The 14,978-nt window shown below is 75.9% G+C and carries 13 protein-coding genes; 6 read left to right on the top strand and 7 right to left on the bottom strand.

Annotation, left to right across the window (positions count from 1 at the left end; genetic code table 11):
• The 3 genes from EIO00_RS13400 to EIO00_RS13390 form a co-directional block, all read left to right on the top strand.
• Nucleotides 1–1,071 (top strand): glycerol-3-phosphate dehydrogenase/oxidase (locus EIO00_RS13400; RefSeq protein ID WP_140178768.1); only part of this gene is annotated, 1,071 nt, incomplete at its 5' end.
• A 71-nt stretch (nucleotides 1,072–1,142) separates the two neighbouring features.
• Nucleotides 1,143–2,093: a sucrase ferredoxin gene (locus tag EIO00_RS13395; RefSeq protein ID WP_140178766.1), complete on the top strand. Its 951-nt coding sequence runs from the start codon at nucleotides 1,143–1,145 to the stop codon at nucleotides 2,091–2,093.
• A gap of 179 nt (nucleotides 2,094–2,272) precedes the next feature.
• Complete coding sequence (locus EIO00_RS13390) at nucleotides 2,273–2,569, top strand: WhiB family transcriptional regulator (protein WP_021600082.1); 297 nt, start codon at nucleotides 2,273–2,275, stop codon at nucleotides 2,567–2,569.
• 198 nt (nucleotides 2,570–2,767) lie between these two features.
• Here the strand turns inward: EIO00_RS13390 and EIO00_RS13385 are convergent, their stop codons facing one another.
• The 3 genes from EIO00_RS13385 to rsgA form a co-directional block, all read right to left on the bottom strand.
• Nucleotides 2,768–3,409, bottom strand: a complete 642-nt coding sequence (locus EIO00_RS13385; protein WP_140178764.1) for a dienelactone hydrolase family protein — start codon at nucleotides 3,407–3,409, stop codon at nucleotides 2,768–2,770.
• The gene (locus EIO00_RS13380) at nucleotides 3,406–4,101 is read right to left on the bottom strand and encodes a phosphoribosyltransferase (protein WP_140178762.1); all 696 of its coding nucleotides are present in this window, start codon (nucleotides 4,099–4,101) and stop codon (nucleotides 3,406–3,408) included. The genes EIO00_RS13385 and EIO00_RS13380 overlap by 4 nt, the downstream gene beginning before the upstream one ends.
• Before the next feature lie 93 nt (nucleotides 4,102–4,194).
• A complete protein-coding gene (gene rsgA / locus EIO00_RS13375) occupies nucleotides 4,195–5,277 on the bottom strand; it encodes a ribosome small subunit-dependent GTPase A (protein WP_175596213.1) in 1,083 nt (360 codons plus the stop codon).
• Between the two features lie 230 nt (nucleotides 5,278–5,507).
• Between rsgA and EIO00_RS13370 the strand changes: the two genes are divergently transcribed.
• Genes EIO00_RS13370 through EIO00_RS13360 form a run of 3 tightly spaced genes read left to right on the top strand, consistent with a single transcriptional unit; the run spans nucleotide 5,508 to nucleotide 9,057 of the window.
• Nucleotides 5,508–6,677 (top strand): lycopene cyclase family protein, encoded by a 1,170-nt coding sequence (locus EIO00_RS13370; protein WP_140178759.1) that lies wholly within the window; start codon nucleotides 5,508–5,510, stop codon nucleotides 6,675–6,677.
• Nucleotides 6,674–7,483 carry a methyltransferase domain-containing protein gene (locus EIO00_RS13365; RefSeq protein WP_140178757.1) on the top strand — a complete coding sequence of 270 codons (810 nt, stop codon included), beginning with the start codon at nucleotides 6,674–6,676 and terminating at the stop codon, nucleotides 7,481–7,483. Before EIO00_RS13370 ends, EIO00_RS13365 begins: the two co-directional genes overlap by 4 nt.
• Nucleotides 7,480–9,057 carry an FAD-dependent oxidoreductase gene (locus tag EIO00_RS13360; protein WP_140178755.1) on the top strand — a complete coding sequence of 526 codons (1,578 nt, stop codon included), beginning with the start codon at nucleotides 7,480–7,482 and terminating at the stop codon, nucleotides 9,055–9,057. Before EIO00_RS13365 ends, EIO00_RS13360 begins: the two co-directional genes overlap by 4 nt.
• Here EIO00_RS13360 and EIO00_RS13355 read toward each other — a convergent pair.
• From EIO00_RS13355 to EIO00_RS13340, 4 genes are all read right to left on the bottom strand, one after another.
• The gene (locus EIO00_RS13355; protein WP_140178753.1) at nucleotides 9,006–9,971 is read right to left on the bottom strand and encodes a DUF5914 domain-containing protein; all 966 of its coding nucleotides are present in this window, start codon (nucleotides 9,969–9,971) and stop codon (nucleotides 9,006–9,008) included. The two genes, EIO00_RS13360 and EIO00_RS13355, sit on opposite strands and share 52 nt — an antisense overlap.
• Nucleotides 9,968–10,948, bottom strand: a complete 981-nt coding sequence (locus EIO00_RS13350; RefSeq protein ID WP_140178751.1) for a phytoene/squalene synthase family protein — start codon at nucleotides 10,946–10,948, stop codon at nucleotides 9,968–9,970. Before EIO00_RS13350 ends, EIO00_RS13355 begins: the two co-directional genes overlap by 4 nt.
• A gap of 26 nt (nucleotides 10,949–10,974) precedes the next feature.
• On the bottom strand, nucleotides 10,975–12,507 hold the full coding sequence (gene crtI / locus EIO00_RS13345) for a phytoene desaturase family protein (RefSeq protein WP_140178749.1): 1,533 nt from the start codon (nucleotides 12,505–12,507) through the stop codon (nucleotides 10,975–10,977).
• Between the two features lie 106 nt (nucleotides 12,508–12,613).
• Nucleotides 12,614–14,692, bottom strand: coding sequence for an MMPL family transporter (locus EIO00_RS13340; RefSeq protein ID WP_140178748.1), 2,079 nt, complete (start codon nucleotides 14,690–14,692; stop codon nucleotides 12,614–12,616).
• Between the last annotated feature and the right edge of the window lie 286 nt (nucleotides 14,693–14,978).

Genomic DNA, 14,978 nt, shown 5'->3' with positions numbered 1-14,978 from the left:
CTGGCCCCGGCGCTGCGGGCGACCGGGCTGCGCGGCGGGCTGCTGTCGTGGGACGGGCGGCTGGCCGACGACGCCCGGCTGGTGACCGCGCTGGCCCGGACCGCCGCCGCGCACGGCGCCCGCGTGCTGACCCGGGTGCGGGCGCTGTGGCTGGGCGCCGGGGGCGCGCTGGTCCGCGACGAGCTCACCGGGGAGGAGCTGCGGGTGCGCGCCCGCGCCGTGGTGAACGCCACCGGGGTATGGGCGGGCGGCCTGGCCGAGGGGGTGCGACTGCGCCCCTCGCGCGGCACCCATCTGGTGCTGCGCTCGAGCACGCTGGGCGGGCTGCGGGCCGGCCTGCACGTGCCGATCCCCGGGGAGCTCAACCGGTTCGTGCTGGTGCTGCCGCAGCCGGACGGGCGGACCTATGTGGGGCTGACCGACGAGCCCGTCGACGGGCCGATCCCCGACGTCCCGGAGCCGAGCGAGGCGGAGATCGGGTTCCTGCTGGACGTGCTGGCCGGGGCGTTGGAGACGCCGGTGCGCCGGCGGGACGTGGCCGGCGCGTTCGCCGGGCTCCGCCCGCTGCTGGACGACGGGCACGGCCGCACCGCCGACATCTCCCGCCGGCACGCGGTGCTGGTCGACCGGAACCGGGTGGTGACGGTCGTCGGGGGCAAGCTCACCACCTACCGGCGGATGGCCGAGGACGCGGTGGACGCGGCGGTGCGGGTCGGCGGCCTGTCCGCCGGGCCGTGCCGCACCCGCGCCCTGCCGCTGGTGGGGGCGGCTCCGCGGGAACGCCTGGCCGCGCTGATCGACCGGGGGGTGCCGCGGCGGCTGGTGCGGCGCTACGGGGCCGAGGCCCCGGCGGTGGCGAGGCTGGCCGACGACCGGCCCGAGCTGCTGGAGCCGGTGGCGCCGGGATCGCCGGTGCTGGGCGTGGAGCTGGCCTGGGCGGTCCGGCACGAGGGGGCGCTGGACGCCGAGGACCTGCTGGACCGGCGGACCCGGATCGGGCTGGTGCCCGAGGACCGGGCGGCCGCGCTCGCGCTGGCCGAACGTCTGGTGGAGGAGTCGGCGATCGGCTAGGGGGAGGGGCGTCCCCCTCGGATCCTTCCCTCGACTGTTAGCTTAGTCTTACCTAAGATCTCGGGGATCCGATGTTCGATTCGGGGGGATGCGTGCCGTCGGCGAGCCGCTGCGACCACTGCCCGGGCAGCCACACCGGAGAGCTGCCCTGTCTGGCCTCCGCCACCGTCAAGGCGCGCTCCTGGCTGCTGATCGAGCATCCCGGGCCCTGGCCCGAGCGCATCGAGCGGCTCACCGGGCCCGCCCCCGTCGCCGCGGCCGTCGCCCGCGCCCTCGCCGCCGGGGTGCGCCCGCAGCTGATCCGCCGGCCCGGCCGTGCGGGACGCCGTTCCGTCCCCCCGCTGCAGGTGTACGTCGGGTCCTCCATGCCGGGCGGCCCGGTGTGGCTGGAGGGCCGGCGGCTGTCGACCCTGGCCGAGCTGGACAAGCTGGACGATGACATGCTCGCCGCCGTCGCGGCCGGGCGGCGGCCGGAGTTCGGGGAGCCGCTCTCCGACGAGGAGCCGGTCGTGCTGGTGTGCACCCATGCGCGGCGCAACGTCTGCTGCGCCCGGCACGGCGCTCCGCTGGCCCGGGCGCTGTCGGCGCGCTTCGGCTCCCTCGTCTGGGAGACGACGCACGTCGGCGGCGACCGCTACGCGGCGAACCTGGTGTGCCTCCCCCACGGCCTGTACTACGGGGCCCTCGGCGCGGCCGAGGCGGAGGCGGCCGTGGCCGCGTACCTGCGCGGCGAGCTGACGCTGGAGCGGCTGCGCGGCCGGGCCGGCCTGCCCGAGCCGGCGCAGGCGGCCGAGCACTTCGTCCGCTCCCGCACCGGCGAGTTGGGTGTGAACGCGGTTTCTGTGGAATCTCTCACCGGGACATCTCCGTACGAAGCGGTCATCGATGTCTCGGGAGCCCGTTACCGGGCGATCATCGAACGCGTCGAAGCGGCGCACGAGTGCGGGTCCGACTGCTCGCAGAACAACGGATCGTGGGTTGTTAGGGGGATCACCCTTCTCAACCCGGCGGCCCTCGTGTAACCTCCTGGAGGTCCCATTTCACGGGCTTCCCGCCGCGCACGGCTCCAGGACTCCATCGCAAACGGGATCCGGGGAACAGAGCGGCGCTTCCAGACGTTGGACCTTTCGGCGCTTCCTTGAAAGCTCGTCGAGCGTCCATGTCCGAAATTTGCTCAGCAACCAACCAAGGTGGGTGTTCCATGGCTCAGGTACGTCGGCAGGCAAACCTCCCTCGTCCCAGCTGGGGCTGGCAGGACGCCGCGGCGTGCCGGGGGGAGGACCTCGTGCTCTTCTTCGGGCCCGACGGCGAGCGTCAGCCCGAGCGCGAGATTCGCGAGCGTAAGGCAAAGCAGATCTGCATGGGCTGTCCGGTGCGCACGGAGTGCCTCGACTACGCCGTCTCCCGGCCCGAGAAGTACGGCACTTGGGGCGGTCTGAACGAGGACGAGCGCGCCTCCGAGCGCCGCCGCCGCATGCGCCGCGCCAACGCCGCCTGACCCAAGGCACGGCAAGCGCGCCGGACGTCACGGCGCACGCGTTTTTCACGCCGCGCCCAACGCCCTCCGGTGCGTCACACGAATATCCTCACGGCCCCGTCCGCCGGGGCCGTTTGCGTTGCCTTGATCCAATCCCCCCGGCACTTTTTCTGGGGTCGGTCGTATTCCGGCGTGAGCCGGACATTCCACGGTGAAAATTCACCGTTGCACGTGTTCGGCGAACCATGCCGCGCTGAGCCGGCCGACCTCGTCCAGGGCGCCGGGCTCCTCGAACAGGTGCCCGGCGCCCGGCACCACCACCAGCCGGTGCCGGTCGGTGTCGCGCATGGCCGCCAGCGCCCGTCCGTTCAGGCCGATCACCGGCACGTCCCGCCCGCCCACGATGAGCAGGGTGGGGGCGCGCACCTCGGCCAGCGCGGGCCCGGCCAGGTCGGGACGACCGCCCCGGGAGACCACCGCGGCCACATCGCCGGGCAGCCGGGCGGCCGCCACCAGCGCGGCGGCGGCGCCGGTGCTGGCCCCGAACACCCCGACCGCGGGCGCGTCGGCCGTCGACCGCAGCCAGCGGATCGCCTCCTCCAGCCGGCCGGCCAGCAGTCCGATGTCGAACCGCAGCCGGGCGGTGCGCGCGTCGGCCTCTTCCTCCTCCGGGGTGAGCAGATCGAACAGCAGCGTCCCGAAGCCCTGTTCGTTGAGGTGCTCGGCGACCCGCCGGTTGCGCGGGCTGTGCCGGCCGCTGCCGCTGCCGTGCGCGAACACGACGACCGCCCGTTCCGCGGGGACCTCCACCAGATCCCCGGCCAGCCGCACGTCCCCCGCCGGAACCGTCAGCGCCGTCACCGCCGCTCCCCCTCCAGCAGCCGGATCACGTCCCGGTCGGTGAGCTGCTCGAACCGCCGGTACCACTGCCCCACCGCGCGGAACGCCGTGGGCTGGGCGCACACCACGATCTCGTCGGCCTCGCCCGCCAGCGCCCGCACCGAGTCGGGGGCGCCGACCGGAGCCGCCAGCAGCAGGCGGGCCGGGCCCCGCGCTCGCACCGCGCGCAGCGCCGCCCGTGCGGTCACCCCGGTCGCCAGACCGTCGTCGACCACCACCACCGCCCGGCCGGCCGGGTCGGGCAGCGGCCGCCCGCCCCGGTAGACGTGCACCCGCCGGGCCAGCTCGGCCCGTTCCCGCGCCACCGTGTCGGCCAGATCGGCCTCCGTCAGCCCCAGCCGCTCCAGCAGGGACCGGTCGAACACCGGCTCACCGCCCTCGGCGACGGCGCCGACCCCCAGCTCCGGCTGCAGCGGATACCCGATCTTGCGGGTCACCAGCACGTCCATGGCGGCCGGCCGGTCCGGTCCGCCGAGCCTGCCGGCCACCTCCGCCGCCACCGGCACCCCGCCGCGCGGCAGCGCCAGCACCAGCGGATCGCTCAGTCCATGGGGCATCAGCAGCTCGCCGAGCACACGGCCGGCCTCCGCCCGGTCGGCGAACGGCAGCCGCACGTGCACGGCCGCACCGCCACCGGTCCTCTCGAAGACCATCGCGATCACCTCTCAGACCGCTTCCGCTACGGCCCCTACCCCGCCTGCCGCGCCCCATCCGCGGACAGGCGGGGGATCGCTCAAGGGGACCGATCAAGGACGGTTACGGCCCGATCGACGCATCTCCTTGTGGATGATCTTCCAGCGTCGGGTCTGCTCGGCGCGCAGCCTGGCGTCGGCGCGACCCGCCATCCACTCCGCCTCGCGCTGGAGCTTGCGCCAGTTCGCCAGCCTCCGCTCGGGCAGCTCGCCGGACTCCACCGCGGCCAGCACCGCGCAGCCCGGCTCGGTCCGGTGCGCGCAGTCGGCGAACCGGCACTCGGCGGCCAGTTCCTCGACGTCGGCGAACGTCCGCGCCACCCCTTCGGCGGCCTCGTCGGACAGGCCGACCCGGCGCAGGCCCGGCGTGTCGATCACCATCCCGCCCCCGTCCAGGAGCAGCAGCTCCCGGCGGGTGGTGGTGTGCCGGCCGCGCCCGTCTGCGGCTCGCACCTCCCCGGTGCGCATCACCGGTCTCCCGGCGAGCGCGTTGACCAGGGTGGACTTGCCGGCTCCGGACGGGCCGAGCAGCACCGCGGTGCTCCCCGGCCGCAGCCGTGCGGCCTCCAGGCCGCGGCCGTCGAGCGCGCACACCGCGTGCACCTCGGCGCCCACGGCGACGGAGGCGACGGCGTCGAGCAGGCCGGGCAGGTCGGCGGCCAGGTCGGCCTTGGTGATCAGGACGACCGGCCGGGCGCCGCTCTCCCAGGCGAGCGCGAGCAGCCGTTCGATGCGGCCCGGATCGGCGTCGGGCGCGGCCGGTTCGACGATGTAGACCACGTCGACGTTGGCGGCCAGCACCTGCCGCGACGAATCGCCCGACATCCCCGATCGCAGGTCGCGCCCGACGCCGCCGCGGACGACGGCGGTGCGGCGGGGCAGGATCCGCCGCACCCGGGGCGCCGGGCCGGGGCGGACGGCGACCCAGTCCCCGACGCAGGGCGGCCGCTCGCCGTATCCGGCGCGCAGCTCCCCCTGTTCCGACAGCACCGTGCACAGCCCCTTGTCGACACGGGCCACCCGGCCCGCCAGATGATCGGCGTGCTCGGCGAAGGCGGCCTCCCAGCCGTCGTCCCAGCCCAGCTCGGCCAGGGTGAAACGGGATGAGGAACGAGATGAGGAACGGGATGAGGTCAACGAGAGCGCCCTTCCGACACGGGCGCCCGCCGCCCCGGTGAGGGGCGCGTGGATCAGGCGGACGCCCTGAACGACGAGGAGAACCGGTGAGCGGGCACGGCGATGACCGCCATACGGCTCGGCCTCCTCCTCGATCGGGCGTCTTCCTCGACGGGGCGTCGCCCCGGTGCGACCCGCCCACGGTAGCGAGTGCGGGTTCAGCGGGTACAGCGATTTTCCGGGGGTGGGGCATGAACGAGTCCGAGATCGTCATCATCGGGGCCGGGGCGGCCGGGCTCTCGCTGACCTACCACCTCGTCCACCGCGGCGGGTCGCCGACGGTGACCCTCGTGGACGCGCCCGCCCGGCCGCCCGAGCGCACCTGGTGCTTCTGGGAGGCGGGCGAGGGGGACTACGAGAAGGCGGTGGGGGCCTCCTGGACCCGCCTGCAGGTGGTGGGCGACGACGGGGAGAGACTGGTCCGGCGGATCGATCCGCTGCGGTACAAGATGATCCGCTCCCGTGACTTCGAGGCGTTCGTGTCCGCCGCATGCCCGGGAGTGCGGCGGGTGCGCGCCCGGGTCGACGGCGTGCGCGACGTCGGCCCGGGCGCGGAGGTCGACGGCGTCACGGCCGAGGGGCGGCGGATCACGCTGCGGGCGCGCTGGGCGTTCGACTCGCGCCCCCCGCAGAGCCTGCCGCCGGCGCGCACGACGCTGCTGCAGCACTTCCGGGGCTGGTTCGTGCGCACCGAACACCCGGCGTTCGACCCCGACGTCGTGTCGTTGATGGACTTCCGCGTGCCGCAGCCCGCCCGGGGCCTGGCGTTCGGATACGTGCTGCCGCTGGGGCCGCGCGAGGCGCTGGTGGAGTACACCGAGTTCTCCCCCGCCCCGCTGCGCGCCGCCGCCTACGAGCGGGCCCTGCGGCGCTACACCGACGACGTCCTCAGGCTCGGTCCGCTGCGGGTGACGGGCGAGGAGCAGGGCGTGATCCCCATGACCGACGCGGTGTTCCCCCGCCGGGTCGGGAGCTCGGTGTTCCGCATCGGCACTGCGGGCGGGGCGACCAGACCCGCGACCGGCTACACGTTCGCGGCGGTGCAGCGGCAGAGCCGCGCCATCGCCGCCGCCCGGCGACGCGGTGCGGAGCCGGTGCCGCCGCCGCCCCATCCGGCCCGGGCCCGCGCCATGGACGCGGTGCTGCTGCGGGCCCTCGATCAGGGCCGGGTGGAGGGCGCGGAGTTCTTCACCCGTCTGTTCCGCCGCATCCCCGCCGAACGGCTGCTGCGCTTCCTCGACGGGCGGTCCCGCCTGTGGGAGGACGCGGCGATCGGGCTGGCCGTCCCGGTGGGACCGATGCTGTGCACCGCCGTCGAGCTTCCGCTGCTGCCTCGTCGACCCCATCGGGAGCGCCCATGAGAGCACCACGCCTGTCACGCCCGTCGCGCCCGGAGGCGGAGGACCCCGTCCGGACCACGCCGCACCGCTCCCCCTCCGACCGGGAGGAGCGGCGGGCGGACGCGCCGCTGCGGGACGCCGAGCTGGCCGCCGCCTTCGACCGGGCCGCCGCCTCCTACGACCGGCTGGTGGCCGCCAACCCCGGATACCACTCCCACCTGCGCCGTTCTGCGCGTCGGCTGCGCCTGCCGGACGGCGGGGCGGGCCTGCGGGTGCTGGATCTGGGCTGCGGCACCGGCGCGTCGACCGCGGCGCTGCTGCGGGCCGCCCCGCACGCGGAGATCATCGCCGTCGACGCCTCGGCGGGGATGCTGGAGCGCGCCGCCGCCAAACGCTGGCCGCCGAACGTGCGGTTCGTGCACGCCCCGGTGGAGCGGCTGGCCGACGCCGGGGTGCACGGCCCGTTCGACGCCGCGTTCGCCGCCTACCTGCTGCGGAACGTGGCCGACCCGGACGGGGTGCTGGCCGCGATCCACGCCCTGCTGGGACCGCCGCTGGGCCGGCTGGCCGTGCACGAGTACACGCTCAGCGGATCGCCGCTGCACCGGGCGGTGTGGACGGCGGTGTGCCGGGGGATCATCGTCCCGGCCGGCTCGCTGACCGGCGACGCCGCCCTGTACCGGCATCTGCGGCGCAGCGTGGCGGAGTTCGACACCGTCGGGGAGCTGCGGGAGCGCCTGGCGGCGGCCGGGTTCCGGGACGTGCGGGCGCTGCCGGTGTCCGGCTGGCAGACCGGGATCGTGCACACCGTGGTGGGGCGGCGATGACCGCGCCGCGGGACCGGCGGGCGTGCGCGCTGCCCGCGCCCGGGGGACGGGACCGCTGCACCGGGGAGGGCCCGCGCGTCGCGGTCGTCGGCGGGGGCGTCGCCGGGCTCGCCGCCGCGACGGGGCTGGCCGAACGCGGCGTCGAGGTCACCGTGTACGAGCGGGAGCCGGTGCTGGGCGGACGGGTGGCGGGGTGGCCGACCACGCTGGCGGACGGGTCCCGCGTCACCATGAGCCGGGGGTTCCACGCGTTCTTCCGCCAGTACTACAACCTGCGGAATCTGCTGCGGCGGGCGGACGGCGGGCTGGGCATGCTGACCGGCCTGCCGGACTATCCGGTGCGGCACGCCGACGGGATGCGGGACGGCTTCGCGCGGGTGCCGCGGACCCCGCCGTGGAACGCGCTGGGGTTCGTGGCGCTCAGCCCGTCGTTCGGCTGGCGCGACCTGGCGCGGATGGACCCGGTGGCCGCCTCGCCGCTGCTGGACGTGCGGGTGCCGCGGATCTACGAGCGGCTCGACGCCCTCTCGGCGCGGGACTTCCTGGACTCCGTGCGCTTCCCGTCGGCGGCGCGGCATCTGGCGTTCGAGGTGTTCTCCCGGAGCTTCTTCGCCGACCCGGCCGAGCTGTCGGCGGCGGAGCTGGCGTTGATGTTCCACATCTACTTCCTGGGATCGGCCGAGGGGCTGCTGTTCGACGTGCCCGCCGAGCCCTTCCCCCGGGCGTTGTGGGATCCGCTGGGGGCGCATCTGCTGCGGCTGGGGGCGCGGCTGCGGACGGGCGCTCCCGTCGAGGAGGTCCGGCCGCGCCCCGGCGGGGGCGTGCTGGTGGACGGGGAGCGGTACGACGCCGTCGTCCTGGCCTTGGACGTCGCCGGGCTGCGCGACCTGGTGGAGCGGTCCCCGGAGCTGTGCGACGCGGCCTGGCGGGCGCGGGTGGGACGGCTGCGGACCGCTCCCCCGTTCCTGGTGTCGCGGCTGTGGCTGGACCGGCGGGTGCGTCCCGACCGGCCGGGCTTCCTGGGCACCGGCGGCTACGAGACGCTCGACAACGTGAGCGTCCTGGAGCGCTGGGAGGGCGAGGCCGCCCGCTGGTCGGCGCGGACCGGCGGCTCGGTGGTGGAGCTGCACGCCTACGCCCTCCCCCCGGAGGCCGATCCCGACGTCGAGCGGAAGCGGCTGCTGGCGCAGCTGCACCGCGTCTATCCCGAGACCCGCGACGCCCGGGTGATCGACGCCCGGCACCTGTGGCGGCGGGACTGCCCGCTCTTCGCGGTCGGCTCCCATCGGGACCGCCTCACCGTGCGGACCGGCGACCCCGCGGTGACGGTGGCGGGGGATCACGTGCGCACCGGCCTGCCGGTGGCGCTCATGGAGCGGGCCGCCACGAGCGGGTTCCTGGCCGCCAACGCCCTGCTGGCCCGCTGGAACGTGCGCGGGCATGCGCTGTGGACGGTGCCCCGGCGGGGCCGCTCCGCGGTGCTGCGCGCGGCGGCGGCGCTGGGAGAGGCGCTGGGCGCGCGTCAGCCGGGGAAACGGCCCGAGGTCCGCAGCAGCCAGCGGCGCTCGGCGTAGGCGAGGTCGTCGCGCCACAGCCGGGCGGCCGCCCGGCGCATCAGGGGGCGCACCAGCGGCGACGCCTTGCGGGCGAGGGCGAAGCCGGGCCGCGGAGAGGTGGCGATCACGGCCTCGATGACCGCGGTGCGGGGTCGGCCCCGGGAGTCCGATCCGAGCGGGGTGGCGTGCGTCTCCACCACCGAGGTGCGGCCCTCGCCCTCGATGATCTGCATGACGACCGTGCGGGGCTCCGGGGCGGTGAACCTCGCCCGGACCGGCACCACGGCGCACCCGGCGACCTTGAACGACACGTCGACCGTGAGCTCCTCCTCCGGCGGCGCGCCCACCACCGTCAGGTCCGTGAACGAGTAGGGGTGGTACCAGCCGCCGTGCCAGGGATCGAGGCGGTTGGCGATCACGTCCTCCGGTTCGCACACCCCCACGCCGGTGAACACCGCGTCGATGGAGCGGGCCGGGTGCGGCCTGGCGGGGATCACGGGCCGCTCCAGCGGCGGCTCTCCGCCCAGCTCGTCCAGCCGGACCCAGGCCAGCACCCCGTCGTCATGCGTCGGATACGGCTCCCAGCCCGCGCAGGGGGAGCCGTCGAGCGCCAGCCCGTGCCAGTGGCAGACCACCGCCCCGTCCACCACCCGGGCCCTCCACAGCGGCGCGCCCAGGTGCGGGCAGGCGCCGGGCCCGGCGCGCAGCCGGCCGGCGCGGTCGCGCCAGGCGACGATCTCCAGCCCGCCGATGCGGCGGCCGAACGGGCGGCCCGGGACGATCTCCCGGGAGGCGCCCAGCACGTACCAGTTGCCGGAGGGCCGGGCGAGCGCCTGCTTCAACGCCTGGTCGATGAGCGCGGGCCTGGCCTCGCGCCAGGTGGGACGCTGGGCGTGCCAGGGGCGCGGGCGGTGCGGCCGCAGCGGGATCACCGGATCGGCTCCTTTCGCTCGACGGGCGCGGCGGGCCTGCGCGCGGCGGGTCTGAGCCTGAGCGCGGCGACCCGGCCCGCCGCGGCGAGCGCCACCGCCGCACGCCGCCGCCGGGGCACCACGGCGCGCCGGTGCAGCACCGCGTACCGGCGGGACTCGATGACGCCGAGGATGTCCCGGTACAGGGTGTAGGCGGTGCGGACGCACGGGCGGGAGGCCGGGTCGAGCATCGCGATCCCCGGCTCGGCCTCGCGGTAGGCGGCGTGCGCGAGCTGCGCGGCGTCCCGCAGCGCGGCCTCGATGCGCCGGTCGGGGAGGCCGGTGTCGCGGCTCCAGCGCAGCAGGGCGCGATCGACGCCGTGCGCGGCCAGCAGGTCTTCGGGCAGGTAGACGCGTCCCCGGTCGAGGTCCTCCCCCACGTCCCGCAGGAAGTTGGTGAGCTGGAACGCGACGCCGAGCGCGGCGGCGTGCGGCGCCGCCTCCTCCCGGGGGACGACGGTGCCGAGCACGGGGAGCAGCTGCAGCCCGATCACCGCGGCCGATCCGTGCATGTACGCCCGCAGGTCGGCGTAGGTGGCGTAGCCGGTGACGTACAGGTCGGCGCGCATGGACGCCAGGAAGTCGGTGAAGTGCCGGTGGTCGATGTCGTATCGGGCGGCGGTGTGCGCGACGGCGGCCACCACGGGCTCGGCGCCGGTGCCCGAGCGCAGCCCGGCGAGGAGCTCCTCCTCCAGCCTCCGCAGCGCCCGGGCCCGTTCCCGGCGGGTGGCGCCGCTGTCGAGGTCGTCGACGATGTCGTCGGCCCGGCGGGCGAACCCGTACAGGGCGTGCACGGCGGGCCGGCGGGCCGGCGGGAGCAGCCGGGTGGCCAGGAAGTAGGTCCGGCCGTGCCGGGCGTTCAGCCTCCGGCAGCGGGCGTAGGCGGCGCGCAGGGCGGGGTCGGTGATCCCCGCGGCGTCCAGTTCTCGTCGTGTCATCGGCGGTCGTGTCCTTCGTCGGGCCGTCATCGGGCCAGGGCGCGAGGGCCGCGGGCCGGACGGGCGGCGGGGTGGGGCGTTCCGGTGATGCGGGCGGCGGCGAGCCTGCCGGACAGCAGGACGGTGGGGACGCCGACGCCGGGGGTGGTGCCGCAGCCGGCCAGCACCGCGTTGGCCAGGCCGCGGACGAGGTTGCGGGGGCGGAACGGCCCGGTCTGGGCGAGGGTGTGCGCCAGGGAGAACGGCGATCCGGCGGCGTACCCCTCGGCGGCCCAGTCGGCGGGGGTGACCAGCCGTTCCCGCTCGATGGCGGTCTCCGGGCCGGCCAGTCCCCGGCGTTGCAGCTCGGCCAGCAGGTGGTCGCGGTAGCGGGGGCCGAGCCTCCGCCACGCCTCGGGCCCGGGGCCCACGACGGTGTTGGGACACGGGGCCAGCACGTAGTGCAGCCGCCGCCCGGGCGGGGCGAGGTCGGGGTCGGTGACGCCCGGCCGGGTGATCAGCAGGGACGGGTCGCTCATCGGCCGTCCGGTGCGGGTCAGCTCCGTGAAGACGCGTCCCCAGGCGGCCCCGAACGACAGGGTGTGGTGGCCGGTGTGCGGCCAGGAGGCGTCGGTGCCCACATGCCAGACGACCGCCGAGGGCGAGTGCACCGGCCGCAGCGGGCGGCGCGGCCGGCGACCCAGCAGCCGGTAGGCGACCGGCAGATCGGCGGTGATCACCACGGCGTCGCAGGGGATCCGCCCCCCGTCCGCGGTGTGCACGGCGCTGATCCGGTCGCCGCTCCTCTCCAGCCGGACGACCTCGGCGTTCCAGCGGAACTCGGCCCCGGCGTCGGCCGCCGCGGCCGCCATCGCCCGGGGCAGGGCGTGCACGCCGCCGCGCGGGAAGTAGACCCCGGCGACGGTGTCCATGTAGGCGATGACCCCGTAGGCGGCCAGCGCGCGGGCCGGCGCCACCCCGGCGTAGAGGGCCTGGAAGGAGAACACGCGGCGCAGCCGCTCATCGGATAAGAACCGGCCGACCCGGGCCTCCAGCCGGCCGAACCCGCCGAGCGCCGCCAGCCGCGCCAGGTCGGGGACGAGCAGGTCCAGCGGCGAGTCGAAGTTCGCGTCGATGAACCGCCGCATCTGCACCGTGTACAGCTCGGTCAGCCAGCGGCGCAGCCGCCGGTAGCCGGCCGCCTCCCGGGGGCCGGCGAACCGGCGGACCTCCTCCTCCATCGCCTCGGCGTCGGTGTGCACGGCCAGCGTGGAGCCGTCGGCGAAGCGCGCATGGTAGGCCGGGTGCAGCGGCACCAGCTCGACCCGGTCGGCGAGCCGTTCGCCCACCGCCGCGAACGCCTCGTCGGCCAGGTGCGGCATGGTCAGCACGGTGGGTCCGGCGTCGGCGCGGTAGCCGCCGCCCAGCTCCAGGAGGCCCGCCCGGCCGCCGGGGCCGGGCGCGCGTTCCACGACCGTGACCCGTCGTCCCGCGCCGAGCAGGTGCAGCGCGGCGGACAGGCCGGACAGCCCGGCGCCCACGACCACGACGTGGTCGGTGGGCCCCCGCACCGCCTTCATCGCCGTCCCGGGCGGGTCGCACCGGCGTGAGGCATGGCCGCTCCCCCCTGGTCGAGTCCCGGCGGTCATCCCGGCACGGCTCTACCTACCCAGGGTGACTACCTTCTCACACCGAGTCACTCGGAGGGGCGGGGCGGGCCGGGGAGCTGGGCCACCAGGCCTTGGGTCCGATGTCGGCGACCAGCGCGGGGACCAGCAGCGAGCGCACCACCAGCGTGTCCAGCAGCACGCCGAACGCGACGATGAACGCCAGCTGGGCCAGGAACGCCAGCGGGATCACCAGCAGGGCCGCGAACGTGGCGGCGAGCACCACTCCGGCGGAGGTGATCACGCCGCCGGTGGTGGTGAGGCCGCGCAGCACGCCCTGCCGGGCGCCGTGCGCGACCGTCTCCTCCCGGACCCGCGACATGAGGAAGATGTTGTAGTCCACCCCCAGCGCGACCAGGAACACGAAGCCGTACAGCGGCACGGACGGGTCGGTGGCGCCGAACCCGAGCAGGTTCTCGAACACCAGCGCCGAGACGCCCAGCGTGGCCAGGTAGTTGACGGCGACGGTGGCCATCAGCAGCAGCGGGATCGGCAGCGCCCGCAGCAGCGCGATCAGGATGAGCAGGATGATCCCCAGCACCACCGGCATCACCACCCACCGGTCGGCGGCGTTGACGACCCGGGTGTCGTACTGCTCGGCGGTGTAGCCGCCGACCAGGGCGTCGGCGCCGGGCACCGCGTGCAGCCGGTCGCGCAGCTCGGGGATGACCTCCTTGGCCGCGTCGCTGTCGGCGGGGGCCTCCAGGGTGACGTCGATCCGCACCCGGCCGTCCACGACCAGCGGGGCGCCGTCCGGTCCGGCGGTGAGGGGGGCGGCCGAGGCGACGCCCTGGGTGTCCTCGGCGACGGCCACGACCTGGTCGAGGCGGTCGGCGGCGGCGATGACGACGGTGGGGTTGCCCGACCCGCCGGGGAAGTGCTCGCTGAGGGCCCGTTGGGCCTCGACCGAGGGGGAGCCGCCGACGAACGTCTCCTCCAGCGGGACGCCCTTGGCCGACAGGCCGGGCGAGAAGGCCGCCAGCGCGATCAGCGCCACCGCGGTCGTCGCCCACACCCGGCGCGGAGCCCGGTCGACGAGGGAGGCGATCCGCCGCCACACGCCGTGCCCCTGGCCGGCGGGCCGGGGCCTGGACGGCCAGTAGGCGGCGCGGCCCAGCAGCATCAACGCGGCGGGCAGGAAGGTCAGCGCGGCCAGCACGGCGCAGACGATGCCGATCGCCCCGACCGGACCGAGGGCGCGGTTGTTGGTCAGGTCGCTGAGCAGCAGGGCCAGCAGGCCGAGGCCGACGGTGGCGGCGCTGGCCACGATCGCGCCGGCCGACCGCCGCGCCGCCAGCAGCCCGGCGGCGTACCGGTCGCGGCCGGCCGCCAGCTCCTCCCGGAAACGGGCGCTCAGCAGCAGCGCGTAGTCGGTGGCCGCGCCGATCACCAGGATGAACAGGATGCCCTGCACGGTGCCGTCGACGCGCACCAGGCCGCGGTCGGCCAGCGTGTAGACCACCGCGCAGGCCAGCGCCAGCGCGAACACCGCCCCGATGATGATCACGAACGGCAACGCCAGGGAGCGGTAGACCAGCAGCAGGATCAGCAGCACCGCGACGACGGCGACGGCGAGCAGCACCCCGTCGATGCCGGCGAACGCCTCCGACAGGTCGGCCTGGACGGCGGCGGGCCCGGCGATGTGCGCCGTGGTGCCGGGGACCTGTTCGGCGGCGGCGCGCACCCGGTCCAGCTCCGCCCGGAGCTCCTCGCCGCGGGCCGGCTCGAGCCGGACCACCCCCGACAGCGCCTTCCCGTCCCGGGAGGCGAACGCGGGGGTGGGCGCGCCCACCACTCCGGGCGTCCCGGCCAGCGAGGCCAGCGCCCGGGTGGCGGCGGTGCGCTGCTCCTCGCCGACGGTCCCCCGCTCGGCGGTCCACACCACGATCGCCGGGTAGGAGTCGCCCTGGCGGAACTTCTCCTGCTCGGCCAGCACCCGGGTGGACTCGGCGCTGCGCGGCAGGAACGAGGCCTGGTCGTTGGTGGCGACCTCGTTGAGCCTGCCGGCGTAGGGGCCCAGCGCCCCGCCGACGCCGAGCCAGACCAGCACCGCTAAAAGGGGCGGCAGAACGCGGACGGCTCCACGGGGGATGCGCATGAGCGGGCTCCCTGTCGGATTCCTCGACGACTGGAATGGTCGCTGATCGAGAGATCCTCATCGTAGAGGCCACGGGGCCGCGTCCCGGGGAGCCGGCCGATCCGGCGAGGGCGCGCGGCGGTCGGGACCGACGGGCGGCGCATCTGCGCCGCGCCCCGCGGGCCGGGGCGGTCGCCCGGGAGCGCTCCCGGCCGCCGGCGGAGGACGCCGAACGGGGGCGGAGCCGGTGCTCGGAGTCGGGGCCGCAGGTCGTCGCGCGTTCTCTGACCGCGCTGAACGAGGGGCC

The organism is Thermomonospora catenispora (assembly GCF_006363815.1).
In the GTDB taxonomy this organism is placed as follows: Bacteria; Actinomycetota; Actinomycetes; order Streptosporangiales; family Streptosporangiaceae; genus Thermomonospora; species Thermomonospora catenispora.
The sequence above is the reverse complement of the archived record's forward strand: the minus strand, read 5'-3'. Positions and strand labels throughout refer to the sequence as shown.

Coding starts and splice junctions, on each gene's coding strand:
- EIO00_RS13395 (WP_140178766.1), top strand. CDS start 1,143: ATGTTCGATTCGGGGGGATGCGTGCCGTCGGCGAGCCGCTGCGACCAC.
- EIO00_RS13390 (WP_021600082.1), top strand. CDS start 2,273: ATGGCTCAGGTACGTCGGCAGGCAAACCTCCCTCGTCCCAGCTGGGGC.
- EIO00_RS13380 (WP_140178762.1), bottom strand. CDS start 4,101: ATGGTCTTCGAGAGGACCGGTGGCGGTGCGGCCGTGCACGTGCGGCTG.
- EIO00_RS13370 (WP_140178759.1), top strand. CDS start 5,508: ATGAACGAGTCCGAGATCGTCATCATCGGGGCCGGGGCGGCCGGGCTC.
- EIO00_RS13365 (WP_140178757.1), top strand. CDS start 6,674: ATGAGAGCACCACGCCTGTCACGCCCGTCGCGCCCGGAGGCGGAGGAC.
- EIO00_RS13360 (WP_140178755.1), top strand. CDS start 7,480: ATGACCGCGCCGCGGGACCGGCGGGCGTGCGCGCTGCCCGCGCCCGGG.
- EIO00_RS13350 (WP_140178751.1), bottom strand. CDS start 10,948: ATGACACGACGAGAACTGGACGCCGCGGGGATCACCGACCCCGCCCTG.
- crtI (WP_140178749.1), bottom strand. CDS start 12,507: ATGAAGGCGGTGCGGGGGCCCACCGACCACGTCGTGGTCGTGGGCGCC.
- EIO00_RS13340 (WP_140178748.1), bottom strand. CDS start 14,692: ATGCGCATCCCCCGTGGAGCCGTCCGCGTTCTGCCGCCCCTTTTAGCG.